Genomic DNA, 16,431 nt, shown 5'->3' with positions numbered 1-16,431 from the left:
CGGGGCGTACCGAGGTCGAGCGCGCAGGTGGAGATCGACAACGGGGTGTCGGGCATAGCGTCGGATGCGAAAGATGATCGTGTCCGACAGGAGCACCACGTGTCCGCAACCCCGCCCACCGGCGTCGCCGTCACCACCCGCGACCTGCGCAAGGAGTACGGCTCCGGGCAGTCCCGGGTCGTCGCCCTCGACGGTGTCGACCTCGACCTCGCCGCCGGCCGCTTCACCGCCATCATGGGCCCGTCCGGCTCCGGCAAGTCGACCCTGCTGCACTGCCTGGCCGGCCTGGACCGGCCCTCCGCCGGGACGGTGCGCATCGGCGACGCCGACCTCGCCCGGCTCGACGACCGGCGGCTGACCCTGCTCCGGCGGGACCGGGTCGGCTTCGTCTTCCAGAAGTTCAACCTGCTGCCTACCCTCACCGCCGAGGAGAACATCGTGCTGCCGCTGGCCATCGCCGGCCGGCGGCCCGACCCCGCCTGGCTGCGGCAGGTGGTGGCTGCGGTCGGCCTCGCCGACCGGCTCGGCCACCGGCCCGCCGAGCTCTCCGGCGGCCAGCAGCAGCGGGTGGCCGTGGCCCGCGCCCTGGTCACCCGACCGTGGGTGATCTTCGCCGACGAGCCGACCGGAAACCTCGACTCCCGCTCCGGCGCGGAGGTGCTGCGGCTGCTCCGCCAGGCGGTCGACATCCTCGGCCAGACCGTGGTGATGGTTACCCACGATCCGGTGGCCGCCGCCCACGCCGACCGGGTGGTCTTCCTCGCCGACGGCCGGCTGGTCGACGAGCTGCACGCGCCGACCGCCCCGCAGGTCCTCGACGCGCTCGCCCGGCTGGAGCCGGCCGGCGTGCCGGTCGGGCGGTGACCGGCATGCTGCGTCTCACCCTGCGCCAGGTCCGCGCGGACGGGCTGCGCCTGCTGCTCTCCTCGCTGGCCATCGTCCTCGGCGTCGCCTTCGTCGCCGGCACCCTGATCTTCACCGACGGCATGCGCGCCGGGGCGTCCGCCCGGGCGGGCGCCTTCGACCGGCACACCGACCTGGCCGCGTACGCCGGGCAGCAGCCGCTGCCGCCCACCCTGGTCGACCGGATCCGTGCCGTGGACGGGGTGGCGGCCGCCGCGGGGGAGGTGACCGGGACCGCGGGGATCGTCGGCGCGGACGGCCGGCCGGTGCTCGGCTACGCCGTCCTGGCCGCAGTTCCCACCGAGCCGGCCCTCCAGTCGTACGACGTGGTCGCCGGGCGGCTGCCCCAGCGCCCCGGTGAGCTGGTGCTCGACGCCCCCACCGTCGCCGACCAGGGCTTCATCCTGGGCGGCCCGGTGCGGATCGGCGGGTCCGGGGGACCGGCGCGGCCGTACACCCTGGTCGGCACGGTCGACGTGGCCGGCACGACCCGCGACGTCGGCGGCCCGTACCTCGGGCTGGTCGGCGCCGACGCGCTGAGCGTCGGCGGCGAGCCCGGGTACGGCCGGATCATGGTGGCCGCCCGGCCGGACGTGGACCGGGCGGCGCTGGCCGAGCGGGTCCGCGCGGTCGTCGGCCCGGGCGTGCCGGTCAAGGACCGGCAGGCCATCCTCGACGAGGCGGTCGAGGACGCGGTCCGCGGCGGCCGGCAGTTCGGGCTGTTCCTGATGACGTTCGCCGCGGTGGCGGTGGTGGTGGCCGGCTTCGTGATCGCCAACACCTTCGCCATCGTGCTCGCCCAGCGGACCCGGCGGACCGCGCTGCTGCGCCTGGTCGGGGCCACCCGGGGACAGGTCTTCCGGGCCGCGCTGGCGGAGGCGGCGCTGACTGGACTGCTCGCCTCGGCCGTCGGTGTGCTGGCCGGCGTCGGGCTGGCGGTGGGGCTCGGCGCGCTGCTGTCCGCGCTGGACGCCCCGGTCGCCGGCGGGCTCACCGTCACCGTCCGTACGGTGCTGCTCTGCCTCGGTCTCGGCACGCTGCTGACCGTGGTGTCCGCCGCGGTGCCGGCGTGGCAGGGCACCCGGATCGCCCCGGTGGCCGCGCTGACCGACGCGGCTGTGCGGCCGGCCCGGGGGGCCGGGCGGGTGCGGCTGGTGGCCGGCGCGGTGGTCCTCGCCGCCGGGCTGGCGGCGCTGGTCGGCGCCGGTCGGACCGGTCAGGTGCCGCTGGTCGCGGCGGGCGGCGTGCTCGCCTTCCTGGGCATCGTGCTGTTCGGTCCGGTGTTGGTGCCGGCGCTGCTCCGGGCGCTCGGACGGCCGGTCCGCCGGCTGCTCGGCGCCACCGCCGGGCTGGCGGTGGCGAACGCCGTCCGCAACCCGCGCCGGGTGGCGGCGACGGCCACCGCCATGGTGATGGGGATCGGCCTGGTGTCGGCGTTCGTCGTCGGCGCCGGCAGCGCGAAGGCCAGCATCGAGGGCGCCGTGGACCGGCAGATCGGGGTGGACTTCCTGGTCACCGGGATCGGCGGGGAACTGCCCGCCCCGCTGCTTCACGAGCTGGCCGCCCGCCCGGAACTGGGTGTCGTGCACGAGCAGCGCAGCCGGGTGGTCGGCGGCGTCGAGCTGCGGTCCGCCCACCCGGCGCTGGTCCGGCGCACGCTCACCGCCGTGGACGCCGGCGACCCGGCCCGGTTGGCGCCGGGATCGGTGCTGGTGCACCGCGAGTTGGCGGCGGCGGAGGGCTGGACGGTCGGTGCGACGGTCACGCTGGCCGGTCGGCCGTTCCGGGTGGCGGCCGTCGTCGCCGACGAGGGGCCGGCGCTGGCCGGCAGCCCGGTGCCCGCCGGGCACGTGGTGGACGTGGTCGACGCCGACTTCGCGCGGCTCTTCCCCGCCGAGCGGGGTTACCTGGCCGAGGTGGATCCCGCCGACGGTGTCTCCCCGGACACCGCCCGGGCCGCCCTCGAGTCGGTGCTCGCGAACTACCCGACGGTGAACCTGCTTGACCAGGGCGCGTACAAGAAGATGCTGACCGGCACGGTGGACCTGGTGCTGGCCTTCGTCACCGCGCTGCTCGGCCTGGCCGTGGTGATTTCGCTGGTCGGGGTGGCCAACACGCTCAGCCTGTCGGTGGTGGAACGGACCCGGGAGAACGCCGTGCTGCGGGCCGTGGGCCTGACCCGGGGCGGGATGCGGGCGGTGCTGGCGGTCGAGGCGGTGCTCACCGCGCTGGTCGGCACGCTGCTCGGCGTGGCGCTGGGCACCGGGGTGGCGGCCGCCGCGATGGCCGTCGTCGCCCGGATCGGCGGCGAGTTCACGCTGGTGCTGCCCTGGGGCCGGCTCGGCCTGATCATCGCGGTGGCGGCTCTGGCCGCCCTGGCCGCCGCCGTTCTGCCGGCCCGGCGGGCGCTGTCCCGCCCGGTGGTGGTTGCGCTCGGGGCGGAGTGACCGGATGCCGCTCCGGCCCCACCGGGACGGTGGGGCCGGAGCCGCGCGGTCAGCGACGTTCGGCCGTCACCCCGTGCGGCCCGGCCGGTCCGTTCCGGTGATGGTGCGGCGGCGCCTCAGTTGGCCTCGGCGGCCTGACCACCGCCGCCGTCGGCCGGCGGCGGGTCAGTGTTCGTCGGTGGGTCGGTCGTGGGCGTCGAGTCCGTCGGCGGCGTCGTGGTCGGCGCCGTGGTCGGCGTGGTCGGCGCGGTGGTCGGGTCCGGCGAGGGCGTCGGCTGCACCGAGGCGCTCGCGGACGGGCTGGGCGTCGCCGAGACCGACGCGGACGGCCGGGCCGGCCCGGCCGGCCGGTAGGTGCGCCCGCCAGAGTCCGTCGGGGGTGCCTCGGTGACGGCGGTGTCCGCGACGGAGTCGCTGGGGGCGGACGCCGGGGGCGTCGTCTGGATGGTGGTGGCCGGCTCGCCGGTGTTGCGGGCCGCGCCGAGCGCCGCGCCGAGGGCGGTCAGCGCCACCAGCACCGCGGCCAGCGCGCCGACCAGGGTCCCGCGTCGGGCCCGGCGGGCGCGCGGGGCCGTCGCGGCGAGCGGTGCGGCGGCGGTGCGGTCGTCCTGGGTGGTGGCCGCGCCCCGCAGCGCCATGGGCACCATGGCGGTGGGCGCCTCGGCGATCGCCGCTCGGGCGGCCTGGGCCATCGCCGCGCCGGTCGGGTAGCGGTCGGCCGGGTCCTTGGCGAGCGCCCGGGCTACCAGCTCGCGGACCGAGGGCGGGATCTCGGCGGGCAGCTCCGGCGGCTCGTCGTCCAGGTGCCGGACGGCCACCTGGAGCGGGTTGTCGCCGGTGAACGGCGGCGTGCCGGTGAGGCAGCAGTAGGTCACCGCGCCGAGCGCGTAGATGTCGGTGGCGCCGGAGACGGGGCGGCCGGCGGCCTGCTCCGGTGCCATGTAGAGGGCGGTGCCGGGCACCGCGTTGGTGCTGGTGATGCTGGTCACGTTCGTCGACCGGGCCACCCCGAAGTCGACGAGCACCACCGTGCCGTCCTCCTGCACCAGGAGGTTGCTCGGCTTGACGTCGCGGTGCACGATGCCCCGGGCGTGCGCGGCGTGCAGGGCCTGGGCCACCTGCGCCACGATCGACATCGTCTCGGCGACCTCGAGGTGGCCGGCCGCCTCGATCCGCTTGGACAGCGGCTCGCCCTCGACGAACTCCATGACCAGGTAGTCGGCCCGGCTGCCGTCGGGCAGCTCGTCCTCGCCGCAGTCAAAGACCTGCACGATGCCCGGACTGCGCAGGGCTGCCATGATCCGCGCCTCGGCGCGGAAGCGGGCGATGAAGTCGGGGTCGGAGACCAGCGCGGGAAGCAGGACCTTCACCGCGACCTGACGGCCGAGCACCAGGTCCGTGGCCCGCCAGACGTCCCCCATGCCGCCGGTGGCGACACGGTCATCCAGGCGGTACCGACCGCTGAGTACGACCTCCGAAGACAACACCTCCATACCGTACCCAGAGGCGGGGGGAAGTATTTCCCGCAATCTCTCCCGTCGCGACCAGCAGGTGGCGCTACGCTCCCGGCCGAACGGTCAACGGGTACCGTGACGCTCGGCTGACGGTGACGATCCGGGCACGAACCGCCAGGAAAGGGCGTTCCCCGCTTCGTCCGTCCGGTTTCCGGGCTGCGGCTTTCGGGACTGCGCCGCTCCCGGCAGCGTCCCGCGGACGCTCGCCGTTACGCCGACCCGCCGTCCGTTCAGGTAGAGAATTCTCACTCTTTCGCCCTCGGGTGGCGGCTTGTCCACCCGACTCTCCACTCCTAGCGTTGGCCCGGCTCTCAGCCGCCCCGTGACGCCGGTACGGTATGTCCGCCGACGCCGTACTCAGCGGCACATGTCCACACGCGTGCCCGTACGCTCCGGTAGGCGGGCGGCGGATGAGGTCAGTGGGGGGCCGATGGTGCGGGTGGCAGGTCCGGTCACCGGACCCGGCGGGCGTCGGTCACCGCACCGGCGAACGCCGGTCCGGGACGTTGGCACGGTGGGAACGGCAGGTTCATGACCGGTGAGCTGAGCGAGGCGGTGGCCGCGGCGCAGGCGGGCGACGAGGCGGCCTTCCGGTTCCTCTACCGCAGCCTCCAGCCGGGACTACTGCGCTATCTCACCGCGCTGGTGGGTGCCGACGCCGAGGACGTGGCCTCCGAGACCTGGTTGCAGATCTCCCGGGACCTGCCCAACTTCACCGGCGGCGAGTTCCGCGCCTGGACCGTCACCATCGCCCGCAACCGGGCCATGGACCACCTCCGCCGCCAGCGCCGGCGGCCGTCCCTGCCGGTGCCGGTGCAGGCGTTGAGCGAACTCGCCGGCGACGCCGACACCGCCGAGCGGGCCGGCGAGACGATCGGCACCGAGAGCGCGCTCGCGCTGATCGCCACCCTGCCGCCCCGCGAGGCGGAGGCGGTGCTGCTCCGCGCGGTGATCGGGCTGGACGCCGAGACCGCCGGGCGGGTGCTCGGCCGCCGGGCGGGGGCGGTCCGCACCGCCGCGCACCGGGGCCTGCGTCGCCTCGCCGCGCTGCTGGAACGCTCCGACATGGCACAGCCGACGGGCCGGGCCGCGGCAGCCACGCCGCCCCGCCCGCGTTCCGGCCGGGGACGGCAGGCGCCGAGCGCGCCCAAGGCCGAACCGGCGGACGGATGACGTGAGGGGAACCTGGATGAGCTTTCGCCGCTCCGACGGACCCGCCGACCGGGCGGAGTCCGAGCGTCTCCTCGACGCGGTCCGCGCCGGGCGAGCCCCCGGGCCCGGGGCCGATCCGCTGGCCCGCGTGCTCGCCGCAGCGGCCGCACCGGGTGACCCCGGCGAGCTCGCCGGTGAGGAGCGGGCGCTCGCCGCGTTCCGGGCCGCCCGGGCCAAACCCGCGCCGGTGCCCGCCCGGGCGCCCCGGCGACGCCGACTCCGGCTCGGCGTGGCGGCCTGGGCGGCCGGGCTCGCCGCCACCGCCACCGCCGGCGTGGCCTTCGCGGCGGTGAGCCTTGATCGGCCCGAGCAGCCGGCGCCCCCGACCACCCCGGCCGGCACCGACGGGAGCAGCGCGGCGTCGCCGACCGGGAGCAGCCCCACCACCGGGACGGCGGGCCCCGCCCCGTCCACCGGCGCGCCCGCGACCGGCACCGGTGGACCCGGTCAGCCGGCGAAAGTGCAACAGCTCACCGGGCTGTGCCGGGCGTACCTGGCCCAGCCGGACCCGCAGCGGGCCACGGCCCTGGAGACGCCTGCCTTCGCCGACCTGGCCGCCGCAGCGGGCGGGGCGGAGCAGGTCGAGGCGTACTGCCTCCGGCTGGTGCCGGACGCGGCGTCACCGAGCCCGCGCGGCAATCCGTCGCCCGGCGCCACCAGGCCCACGCCGGCCCACCGCACGGGCAAACCGAGCACCGACCGCTGAGCGCGCGGCCAGGCCGGCGCAACCCGATTCCGGACAAAAATTCATCTCCCTGGGCGCGCGGATTCCGTCTGCTAGACAGAAGATGGTGGGACCGCGCCCGCCCGGCCGGTGCCGGGCGGTGACGACGGGGCGACGCCGTGGTCGCCGCCCGTACGGGAGAGGAGCCGTCTTTTGGTGATGTCACCGGAGCTGGACCGGACCACCGTCCTGCGGGACGAGGCCGCGGCCGCCGGGCACATCGCCAGGATCTGCTTCAAGACCGGGCCACCCACCCTCACCGGTGTCGAGCTGGAATGGACCGTGCACGACGCCGGGGACCCGACCCGCCCGGTCGATCGCGAGCGGCTCCGCCGGGCCCTCGGGCGCCACAGCCCCGTGACCATCGACCCGACCAGCCCCGCCGAAGAGCTCCGGCACGGTGGCGCCGTGACCGTGGAGCCGGGCGGGCAGGTGGAGATCTCCTCCGCGCCGCGACCCTCGCTCGCCGCGCTGATCCTGGCCACCGAGGCCGACATCGCCGAGTTGACCGCCCTGCTGGAGGCCGCCGGCCTCGCCCTGGGCCGCACCGGCATCGACCCCTGGCGGGCTCCCCGCCCGGTCGTGGAAACCCCGCGCTACCAGGCCATGCGCTGCGTCTTCGACCGGCGCGGCCCCGCCGGTCGCGCCATGATGTACAGCACCGCCGGTCTCCAGGTCTGCCTGGACGCGGGGGAGCCACGGCAGCTGGCGCAGCGGTGGGCCGCCGCGCACGCCGTCGGGCCGCCGCTGCTGGCCGCGTTCGCCACCGCGGACCGGCACGCCGGCCGGCACACCGGGTGGGCCTCCGCCCGGATGGCGGCCTGGCTCGCCATCGACCCGGCCCGGACCCGGCCGGTCTGGTCGCCCGATCGCGCCGAGCACGACCCGGTCGCGGCCTGGAGCGCGTACGCGCTCGCCGCGCCGCTGCTCTGCGTGCGCGACGACGGTCCTGACTGGACCCCGCCACCCGGCGTCACCTTCGCCGACTGGCTGGCCGGTGCGCTGCCCCGGCCGCCGACCACGGAGGACCTGGAATACCACGTGAGCACGCTCTTCCCGCCGGTCCGCCCGCGCGGCTACCTGGAGATCCGCTACCTGGACGCCCAGCCCGGCCGGGACTGGACGGTGCCGCTCGCGGTGCTGGCCGCGCTCTTCGCCGACCCGGCCACCACCCGGGAGGCCCTCGCGGTCGCGGCGCCGGTCGCCGACCGCTGGCCGGCCGCCGCCCGGCACGGGCTCGGCGACCGGCCGCTGGCCGTCGCCGCCACCGGCCTGTTCGACCTGGCCGTGGCCGCCCTGCCCCGGCTGGACCTGCCGGCCGGGATGCACGAGGAGACGAGCCGAGCGATCCGGCGGCGCCGCGCCGCCGTGGAGAGGAGGCACCGGTGACCACGACCGAGCGGCCGGGCACGGAGAGCGAGCGGTTGCGCAGCCTGATCGCGGCGGAGCTGGAGCGCACCCGGGCCCGTACCGCCGAGCTGACCGACGCGGTGGACGACGACGACCTGATGCGGCAGCACTCCACGCTGATGTCCCCGCTGGTCTGGGACCTGGCGCACGTCGGCAACCAGGAGGAGCTCTGGCTGGTCCGGGACGTCGGCGGCCGGGAGCCGGTGCGCCGCGACATCGACGACCTGTACGACGCGTTCAAGCAGCCCCGCAAGGACCGCCCGGCGCTGCCCCTGCTGCCCCCAGCGGAGGCCCGCGCCTACGTGCGCACCGTCCGCGACAAGGTGTACGACCTGCTCGACGGGATCCGGTTCACCGACCGGAAGCTGGTCGAGGAGGGGTTCGCGTTCGGCATGATCGTGCAGCACGAGCAGCAGCACGACGAGACCATGCTCGCCACCCACCAGCTGCGCGCCGGGGCGCCGGTGCTGGACGCGCCGCCGCCGCCCGAGCCAGGGGTCCGGGTCGGCGGCGAGGTGCTGGTGCCGGCCGGGCCGTTCACCATGGGCACCTCGACCGACCCGTGGGCGCTGGACAACGAGCGGCCGGCGCACACCGTCGACCTGCCCGCGTACGTCATCGACGCGGCGCCGGTCAGCAACGGGCAGTACCGCGCCTTCCTCGCCGACGGCGGCTACGACGAGCCGCGCTGGTGGAGCGAGGCGGGCTGGCGGCACCGGCGGGAGGCCGGGCTGAGCGCCCCGATGCACTGGCGCCGCGACGGCGACGGCTGGGCGTACCGGCGGTTCGGCCGCTGGTCGCCGGTGCGCGACGACGAACCGGTGGTGCACGTCTGCTGGTACGAGGCGGAGGCCTACGCGGCCTGGGCCGGCAAGCGGCTGCCCACCGAGGCGGAGTGGGAGAAGGCGGCCCGCTGGGACCCGGCGACCGACCGCTCCCGCCGCTACCCCTGGGGCGACGAGGACCCGAGCGCCGAACACGCCAACCTGGACCAGCGGCACCTCTGGCCGGCACCGGTCGGGGCGTACCCGGCGGGCGCCTCGCCGCTCGGCGTGCACCAGCTGATCGGCGACGTCTGGGAGTGGACCTCGACCACCTTCCGCGGGCACCCGGGCTTCGTCGCGTTCCCCTACCGGGAATACTCGGAGGTCTTCTTCGGCGACGACTACCGGGTGCTGCGCGGCGGCTCGTTCGGCACCGACCGGTCGGCCTGCCGGGGCACCTTCCGCAACTGGGACTACCCGATCCGGCGGCAGATCTTCAGCGGCTTCCGCTGCGCCCGCGACGCCCGCCCGGACGAGGCGGCCGCGTGAGCGAGGCGGCGGCGTGAGCGACGGTCCCGCCTGATGTGTCGCCACCTGGCCTACCTCGGGCCGCCGGTCAGCCTGGGCAGCCTGCTGTACGACCCGCCGTACGGCCTGCTGCGGCAGTCCTGGGCGCCGCGGGACATGCGCGGCGGCGGCACCATCAACGCCGACGGCTTCGGCGTCGGCTGGTACCCGCCGGGCGGCGGCGACCCGGTCCGGTACCGGCGGGCGCAGCCACTGTGGAACGACGCCACCCTGCCCGGGCTGGCGGCGGCCACCGTCACCGGCGGCGTGCTGGCCGCCGTCCGCTCGGCCACCGTCGGCATGCCGGTGCAGGAGACCGCCGCCGCGCCGTTCGCCGAGGGGCGCTGGTTGTTCAGTCACAACGGCGTGATCCGCGGCTGGCCGGACGCGGTGGCGCCGCTCGCCGCCGACCTGCCGGTCCGCGACCTGCTGACCCTCGACGCGCCCACCGACGCCGCGCTGCTCTGGGCCCTGGTGCGGCACCGGTTGCGGGCCGGGGAGGACCCGGCGCGGGCGGTGACCGAGACCGTCGCGGCGGTGGCCTCGGTCGCCCCCGGCTCCCGGCTGAACCTGCTGCTCACCGACGGCGCCACGGCGGTGGCGAGCGTCGTCGGGCACGCGCTGTCGGTCCGGGCCACCGGCCGGTCGGTACTGCTTGCCTCCGAACCCCTCGACGACGAGCCCGGCTGGCGCTCCGTGCCGGACGGGCAGCTGGTGGTGGCCACCGCCGCCGGGCTGGACACCCGGGAGCTGATGGCTGCCTGAGACGCCGTTTCCGCAGGTGGGACAAGAAGGGACAGCTGATGAGCGCGGAGCCGTTGGAGATCTACCTGGAGGAGCAGGACCTCGGGCGCAGCCTGCGCGAGGACGTACGGATCGGGTTGACCGCCACGCCCAAGTGGCTACCGCCGAAATGGTTCTACGATGCCCGGGGCAGCGAGCTGTTCGAGGAGATCACCCGGCTGCCCGAGTACTACCCGACCCGCGCCGAGCGGGCCGTGCTGGCCGCACACGCCGACGACATCGCCGGGCAGACCCGCGCCAAGACGCTGATCGAGCTGGGCTCCGGCTCGTCGGAGAAGACCCGGCTCCTGCTGGACGCCTTCGCCCGCCACGGCGGCCTGGGCACCTTCGTGCCGCTGGACGTCTCGGTGAGCGCCCTGCGCCAGTCCACCGAGCAGATCGCCGCCGCCTACCCCCGGCTGCGGGTCCGCGGCATCGTCGGGGACTTCACCCGGCAGCTCGACCGGCTGCCCACCGGCGGCCGGCGGCTGGTGGTGTTCCTCGGCGGCACCATCGGCAACCTGCTCCCGCAGGAGCGGGCCGAGTTCCTCACCGCGATGCGCGCCGCGCTGGAGACCGGCGACTGGCTGCTGATCGGCACCGACCTGGTCAAGGACCCGAACGTGATCGTGCCGGCGTACGACGACGCGGCCGGGGTGACCGCCGACTTCAACCGCAACGTGCTGCGGGTGATCAACCGGGAACTGGGGGCGGACTTCGACCCGGAGGCGTTCCGCCACGTGGCGGTCTGGGATCCGGAGCACGAGTGGATCGAGATGCGGCTGCGTGCCGAGCGCCCGATCCGGGCGCACGTGCTGGACCTGACCGTCGACTTCGCCGCCGGCGAGGAGCTGCGTACGGAGGTCTCGGCGAAGTTCCGCCCGGAGGGGATCGCGGCGGAACTGGCCGCCGCCGGCTTCGCGCGGCGGGCATTCTGGACCGACCCGGAGGGGTTGTTCGGGGTGACCCTCGCCCGGGCCGACTGAGCAGTCGGGGGCGGCCGCGGGTGAGGCGGCGCACCCGCGGCGGCCGCGCCGGCCGGGGTGGGCTAGGCTGGGCGGCGCGAAGGGGAGTAGCCCCCAATGTCGTGGTCGACATACTGATGCGTCCCGCATCCGGCCACGCGGCCCCGGTCCGCCGGGGCGGGCGAGACCTTCGACTCAGGCTGTCGCAGCCGGGTCGAGGGCGCCCCTGTACCTCCTCCCGGCTTGATCGGGAAGGTTCACATGGACGGTTTCCTCGTCGCGCTGGTGATCAGCTTCGGCGTCATCTTCGTCGCCGAGCTGGGCGACAAGTCCCAGCTCATGGCGCTGACATTCGCCACGCGGTTCAAGCCCGTGCCGGTGCTCATCGGCATCACCGTCGCCACCGCGATCGTGCACCTGGCGTCGGTGGCGATCGGGTACGGCCTGCACGCGGCGCTGCCGACCGGCTGGATCTCGCTCATCGCGGGCCTGGCGTTCCTCGGCTTCGGTGCCTGGACGCTGCGCGGCGACAAGCTGACCGAGGCGGAGCAGCGCAAGGCGGAGAAGACCAGCAAGTCCGCCATCGTCGCCGTCGGTGTCGCGTTCTTCCTGGCCGAGCTGGGCGACAAGACCATGCTCGCCACCATCACCCTGGCCACCAAGTACGGCTGGTTCGGCACCTGGCTCGGCTCCACGCTGGGCATGGTGGCCGCCGACGCGCTGGCGATCATGATCGGCCGGCTGCTCGGCCGGCACCTGCCGGAGAAGGCCATCCGGTACGGCGCGGCGATCCTCTTCGCCATCTCCGGCCTCTGGCTGATCCTGGAGGCGGTCAACGAGCTCGCCTGAGTCCGTTCCGCCGTCGCGGCCGGTCAGCGGCCGCGACGGCGGAATCCCGGCTCGGAATGATCGTGGGCGGCGTGTCTGGGTATGAACATCTGGGCCGCGCCGCGGCGGAGTGACCACCGCCCGGGCGGGCGCCACCAGAGCAACCAGGACGACCGGGAGGTTCCGCGCATGAGCAGGCACGACGAGCCCAACGAGTACGGTTTCGCCGGAGACCCCACGGCTCCGGAGCCCCCGGCCGGCGGGCGCACCGACGAGCAGGACCGGGCCGAGGCGATCGCGGTGCCGGGCGACGACCTGCTCGACCCGTACGCCGACGCGGTGGAGGAGGAGACCGACGGTACGGAGGAGGAGCGCGCCGAACGCCGGCGGTGACCCCGGCGCGGCGTGCCGGGCTAAGCGGTCTCCTCCTGGTAGACGTCCGGCACGCCGTCGCCGTCGCTGTCCCGGGCCTCCCGTTCGGAGATCCGCCGGTAGACCCGGTTGCGTCGGGTCAGCACCGTCGCGGCGAGCGTCGCCGCCACCAGCGAGCCGAGCAGGACGGCCGCCTTCACCCGCTCGTCCTCGGCGCTGCCCGCCCCGAAGGCCAGCTCACCGATGAGCAGCGAGACGGTGAACCCGATCCCGGCGAGCAGCGCCAGCCCGAACAGGTCCGCCCAGGTGATCTCCTCGTCCAGCTCGGCCCGGGTGAACCGGGCGAGCAGGAACGTCGACCCGAACACCCCCACCGTCTTGCCGAGCACCAGCCCGGCGACCACCCCGATCACCACCGGGTCGGTGAGCACGCCGGCCAGGTCGACGTCGACCAGTGACACGCCGGCCGCGAAGAACGCGAAGATCGGCACCGCCAGGCCGGCGGAGACCGGGCGCCACCGATGCTCCAGACGCTCGGCCAGCCCCGGCCCGCCGCCGCGGGACGGCAGCACCGGCACGGTGAAGCCGAGCAGCACGCCGGCGACCGTGGCGTGCACCCCGGAGGCGTGCACCAGCGTCCAGGCCACCACGGCGAGCGGGAGCAGCGCCCACCACCAGGTCCGCCGTCGCTGCACCAGCAGGGCGAAGACGGCGATCGGGGCGAGCGCCCCGAGCAGCGGCAGCGGGCGGAAGTCGGCGGTGTAGAAGACCGCGATGATGACGATCGCGAACAGGTCGTCCACCACCGCGAGGGTGAGCAGGAAGGCCCGCAGGCCCTGCGGCAGGTGGGAGCTGAGCACCGCGAGCACCGCCAGCGCGAAGGCGATGTCGGTGGCGGTCGGGATCGCCCAGCCCCGCAGGCCGGAGCCGTCGGCGGAGACGGCCACCGCCACGTAGCACAGCGCCGGCAGCAGCATGCCACCCATGGCGGCCACCACCGGCAGCGCCGCCCGGCGCGGGTCCCGCAGGTCCCCGGCGACGAACTCCCGCTTCAGCTCCAGGCCCACCACGAAGAAGAAGATGGCCAGCAGGCCGTCGGCCGCCCAGGCGGCCAGGCTGAGATCCAGGTGCAGGCCGTGGCCGCCGGGCCACGGCACCCAGTCACCGAGCCGGGCGTACGCGGACCGCCAGGGCGAGTTCGCCCAGAGGAGCGCGACCACCGCGCCGAGCAGCAGCAGCCCGCCCCCGACCGTCTCGGTGCGCAGCACCTCGGCCAGGAAGCGCGCCTCCGGCCACGATCGGCGGGACAGGAGACGGTCGGACCGGCGGGGCGGCCCGGTGTGCGGGGTGCGGTCGGTCATGCGGTGTCCACCTCGGGGTCAGGCGTCGGCGAAGGGATCGCCGACCAGACTTCCCGGCACACCGCGTCCAACCCTATCCGGCCGGGCACCCCGCCGCCGTTCGACTCAGGCAGCCCGTGCATCCGGAGGCGCGGCCTGGTGAGTCCCGCGCGGTGTGCCGCGAACAGCGCGGTGCAGGCGAGCGCGACGGTCAGCGGGCGGCGGCCGTTAAGACAGACAGGGTGACGGCGATGGGTGGCCCAGGTGCGGGCCGCCCGGCAGCGTCCTCGGCGGCGGTGGCTTCGCGATCCATGGTTGCCTCTGCGTCGGATCCGGGAATGTAAGGATTTAGACCCTATGGGCGCTTCTACTCGTTTACATTCGCCTAGGCATCTATCGTGTTGTATAGGCATTTCGGACACTCGGACGTTAACTGGGCGGTTTAGGGGGCTTTCGTGCAGTTCTATCGGCTGATCGGCGTGTCGCGAGGGGGAACGTGATGGACGTTCTCAGCTACCTGCGCCTGGTCCGACGCCACTGGTGGATCGTGCTGATCACCGTGCTGGTCGCCCTGGGTGCCGCCGCCGTGGTCACAGTCCGTACGCCGGAGAAGTACCAGGGCTCGGTGACCTTCTTCGTCACCACGCCCAGCCAGGGAGTTACCGACGCCTACCAGGGCAGCCTGTTCCTCCAGCAGCGGGTGAAGTCCTATGCCGACCTGATCACCAGCGATCGGCTGGCCCAGAGCGTCGTGGCCGAGAGTCCGCTCGGTCTCACCGCCGACCAGGTGCGGCGCCGGATCAGCACCACTGCCGAAACCGGCACCGTGCTGCTGAACGCCACCTTCACCGACACCGATCAGACGCGGGCGCTGAAGACGACCGAGACGCTCTCCGCCGAGTTCGTCGAGCTGGTGCAGCGGGTGGAGACGCCGCCGGACGGCACGGCGCCGCCGGTCAAGGTCGAGGTGGTCAGCGGTCCCCGGGTGAGCTCCAGCCCGGTGTCCCCGCAGCCGGTGCGCTACCTGGTCATCGGTGGACTGCTGGGCTTGCTGCTCGGGATGCTGCTGGCCGTGCTGCGCGGCGTGGCGGACGTCCGGATGCGGGACGCCGCCGCGCTCCAGCGGGTGACCGGTAGCCCGCTGCTGGCCGAGGTCCCGTTCGAGTCCAGCGCCAAGGCGGCTCCGCTGATCGTAGGCGAGGCGGCCAACTCACTGCGCGCCGAAGCGGTCCGCAAGCTGCGGACCAACCTGCGCTTCGTGGACGTGCACGAGCCCGCCCGGGTCATCGCGATCACCAGCGCCCTGCAGGGCGAGGGGAAGACCACCCTGGCCTGCAACACGGCGATCGCGCTGGCCGAGGCGGGCTGGCGGGTGCTGCTCATCGACGCCGACCTGCGCCGACCCAAGATCGCCGACTACCTCGGTCTCGACGGTGGGTTGGGCCTCACCGATGTGCTGGTGGGCGACATCGAGGTCGGCGACGTGGTGCAGCGGTGGGGCGACAAGTCGCTGCTCGTGCTCCCCAGCGGTGCCACCCCGCCCAACCCGAGCGAACTGCTCGGCTCCAAGGCGATGGCGGACCTGCTGGTCGCCCTGCGCGAGTCGGCCGACATCGTGATCATCGACACCGCGCCGCTGCTCGCCGTCACCGACGGTGTGGTGGTGGCGGTGCAGGCCGACGGCGCGCTGCTGGTCACCCAGCAGGGGCGTACCTCGCGCAGCCAGGTGGCCGCCGCGGCCCGCGCGCTGCACTCGGTCTCGGTGCGCATGCTCGGTTGCGTGCTCAACTGGGCGAAGGTGGCCAAGGCGGACGCCTACCAGTACGAGGCGTACAAGGTAGCCGTGCCGGTGGACGGACCCTCGGTGCCCAGCGACCGCGCCGCTGTCGCCCGTCGCGGTCGACGCGCCGCGGCCGGTCGCGACCGTACCCAGGAATTCAGCCGGCTGTCGCGATGAGTGCCAGCACGGGTCGGATCGACCGTTCGATCTCTTCGGCGCAGCGCCGGAAGTCGGCCGGCGAGCCGCCGACCGGGTCGCGCAGGTCGTCCGCGTCGGGGGCGGCTGGTTGCAGCCGCCCCCGGGCGAGGGCAGCCGCCGCCACCGCGGCGCGCAGCGGGGATCCGTCGCGCGCCGCGTGGGCCTCGGTCGCGGCGGCCAACCGGGCGAACTGGCGGATCGTGAACGTCCGGTGCAGCGCGGCCGGGGCCAGCGACGTGCAGACCGAGCGCTGCCGCCGGGTCGCGGTCAGCACCAGCGTGGCGCTGGCCAGGTGCTCGGCACGCAGCCGGCGGGTGCGGAAGGCCGCCGGGTCCGCGCCGGTCCCGGCGGCCACGTCGACCGCGTACGGGTGCATGGGCGCGCCGTCGAGCGCGTCGGTGCCGGCACTGGCCACGGTGACCGGATGCGCGGCGAGGAGCCGGCGCGCGATGTACTCCGCCATCGGGGACCGGCACATGTTGGCGTGGCAGACGAAGAGCATCTCGTCGACCATCTGCACCCCTCCAGTCGGCACGGTCGCGGGACGGCTCGCCGCGACGGCGGGCGTCGTCCGGCCGGCACGGCTGGACGCGGAGGGGATGGGGGCATCGTACGGGGTGCCGG

Annotated in this window: 14 protein-coding genes; 11 read left to right on the top strand and 3 right to left on the bottom strand. The window is 75.0% G+C overall.

Annotation, left to right across the window (positions count from 1 at the left end; genetic code table 11):
• Positions 1 to 99 precede the first annotated feature (99 nt).
• Together Q2K19_RS29260 and Q2K19_RS29255 are read left to right on the top strand one after the other, a co-directional pair.
• Positions 100 to 864, top strand: coding sequence for an ABC transporter ATP-binding protein (locus Q2K19_RS29260; protein ID WP_302765340.1), 765 nt, complete (start codon positions 100 to 102; stop codon positions 862 to 864).
• 5 nt (positions 865 to 869) lie between these two features.
• Positions 870 to 3,350: an ABC transporter permease gene (locus Q2K19_RS29255; RefSeq protein WP_302765339.1), complete on the top strand. Its 2,481-nt coding sequence runs from the start codon at positions 870 to 872 to the stop codon at positions 3,348 to 3,350.
• 116 nt (positions 3,351 to 3,466) lie between these two features.
• Here the strand turns inward: Q2K19_RS29255 and Q2K19_RS29250 are convergent, their stop codons facing one another.
• On the bottom strand, positions 3,467 to 4,837 hold the full coding sequence (locus tag Q2K19_RS29250) for a serine/threonine-protein kinase (protein WP_302765337.1): 1,371 nt from the start codon (positions 4,835 to 4,837) through the stop codon (positions 3,467 to 3,469).
• 558 nt (positions 4,838 to 5,395) lie between these two features.
• Here Q2K19_RS29250 and Q2K19_RS29245 point away from each other — a divergent pair.
• The 8 genes from Q2K19_RS29245 to Q2K19_RS29210 all read left to right on the top strand — a co-directional run bounded on the left by Q2K19_RS29245 (position 5,396) and on the right by Q2K19_RS29210 (position 12,510).
• Positions 5,396 to 6,037, top strand: a complete 642-nt coding sequence (locus Q2K19_RS29245) for an RNA polymerase sigma factor (protein ID WP_302765336.1) — start codon at positions 5,396 to 5,398, stop codon at positions 6,035 to 6,037.
• Between the two features lie 16 nt (positions 6,038 to 6,053).
• Positions 6,054 to 6,782: a hypothetical protein gene (locus Q2K19_RS29240; RefSeq protein WP_302765335.1), complete on the top strand. Its 729-nt coding sequence runs from the start codon at positions 6,054 to 6,056 to the stop codon at positions 6,780 to 6,782.
• A gap of 171 nt (positions 6,783 to 6,953) precedes the next feature.
• Positions 6,954 to 8,189 (top strand): ergothioneine biosynthesis glutamate--cysteine ligase EgtA, encoded by a 1,236-nt coding sequence (gene egtA, locus Q2K19_RS29235; RefSeq protein WP_302765334.1) that lies wholly within the window; start codon positions 6,954 to 6,956, stop codon positions 8,187 to 8,189.
• Complete coding sequence (egtB, locus tag Q2K19_RS29230; protein ID WP_302765333.1) at positions 8,186 to 9,523, top strand: ergothioneine biosynthesis protein EgtB; 1,338 nt, start codon at positions 8,186 to 8,188, stop codon at positions 9,521 to 9,523. Before egtA ends, egtB begins: the two co-directional genes overlap by 4 nt.
• A gap of 33 nt (positions 9,524 to 9,556) precedes the next feature.
• Positions 9,557 to 10,306, top strand: coding sequence for an ergothioneine biosynthesis protein EgtC (gene egtC / locus Q2K19_RS29225; RefSeq protein ID WP_302765332.1), 750 nt, complete (start codon positions 9,557 to 9,559; stop codon positions 10,304 to 10,306).
• Positions 10,307 to 10,344: 38 nt separating this feature from the next.
• Positions 10,345 to 11,310 (top strand): L-histidine N(alpha)-methyltransferase, encoded by a 966-nt coding sequence (gene egtD, locus Q2K19_RS29220; RefSeq protein WP_302765331.1) that lies wholly within the window; start codon positions 10,345 to 10,347, stop codon positions 11,308 to 11,310.
• A 240-nt stretch (positions 11,311 to 11,550) separates the two neighbouring features.
• Entirely contained in the window at positions 11,551 to 12,138 is a 588-nt protein-coding gene (locus Q2K19_RS29215) for a TMEM165/GDT1 family protein (RefSeq protein WP_302765330.1), read from the top strand.
• Between the two features lie 168 nt (positions 12,139 to 12,306).
• Positions 12,307 to 12,510 carry a hypothetical protein gene (locus Q2K19_RS29210; protein ID WP_302765329.1) on the top strand — a complete coding sequence of 68 codons (204 nt, stop codon included), beginning with the start codon at positions 12,307 to 12,309 and terminating at the stop codon, positions 12,508 to 12,510.
• A 20-nt stretch (positions 12,511 to 12,530) separates the two neighbouring features.
• Here the strand turns inward: Q2K19_RS29210 and nhaA are convergent, their stop codons facing one another.
• Positions 12,531 to 13,850, bottom strand: a complete 1,320-nt coding sequence (gene nhaA, locus Q2K19_RS29205; RefSeq protein ID WP_302765328.1) for a Na+/H+ antiporter NhaA — start codon at positions 13,848 to 13,850, stop codon at positions 12,531 to 12,533.
• A 478-nt stretch (positions 13,851 to 14,328) separates the two neighbouring features.
• Here nhaA and Q2K19_RS29200 point away from each other — a divergent pair, with 478 nt between their 5' ends.
• A complete protein-coding gene (locus tag Q2K19_RS29200) occupies positions 14,329 to 15,786 on the top strand; it encodes a tyrosine-protein kinase domain-containing protein (protein WP_302765327.1) in 1,458 nt (485 codons plus the stop codon).
• Here Q2K19_RS29200 and Q2K19_RS29195 read toward each other — a convergent pair.
• Entirely contained in the window at positions 15,767 to 16,321 is a 555-nt protein-coding gene (locus tag Q2K19_RS29195; protein ID WP_302765326.1) for an arsenate reductase/protein-tyrosine-phosphatase family protein, read from the bottom strand. The genes Q2K19_RS29200 and Q2K19_RS29195 overlap by 20 nt on opposite strands.
• Positions 16,322 to 16,431: the final 110 nt, after the last annotated feature.

Source organism: Micromonospora sp. NBRC 110009 (assembly GCF_030518795.1).
Lineage (GTDB): Bacteria > Actinomycetota > Actinomycetes > Mycobacteriales > Micromonosporaceae > Micromonospora.
The sequence above is the reverse complement of the archived record's forward strand: the minus strand, read 5'-3'. Positions and strand labels throughout refer to the sequence as shown.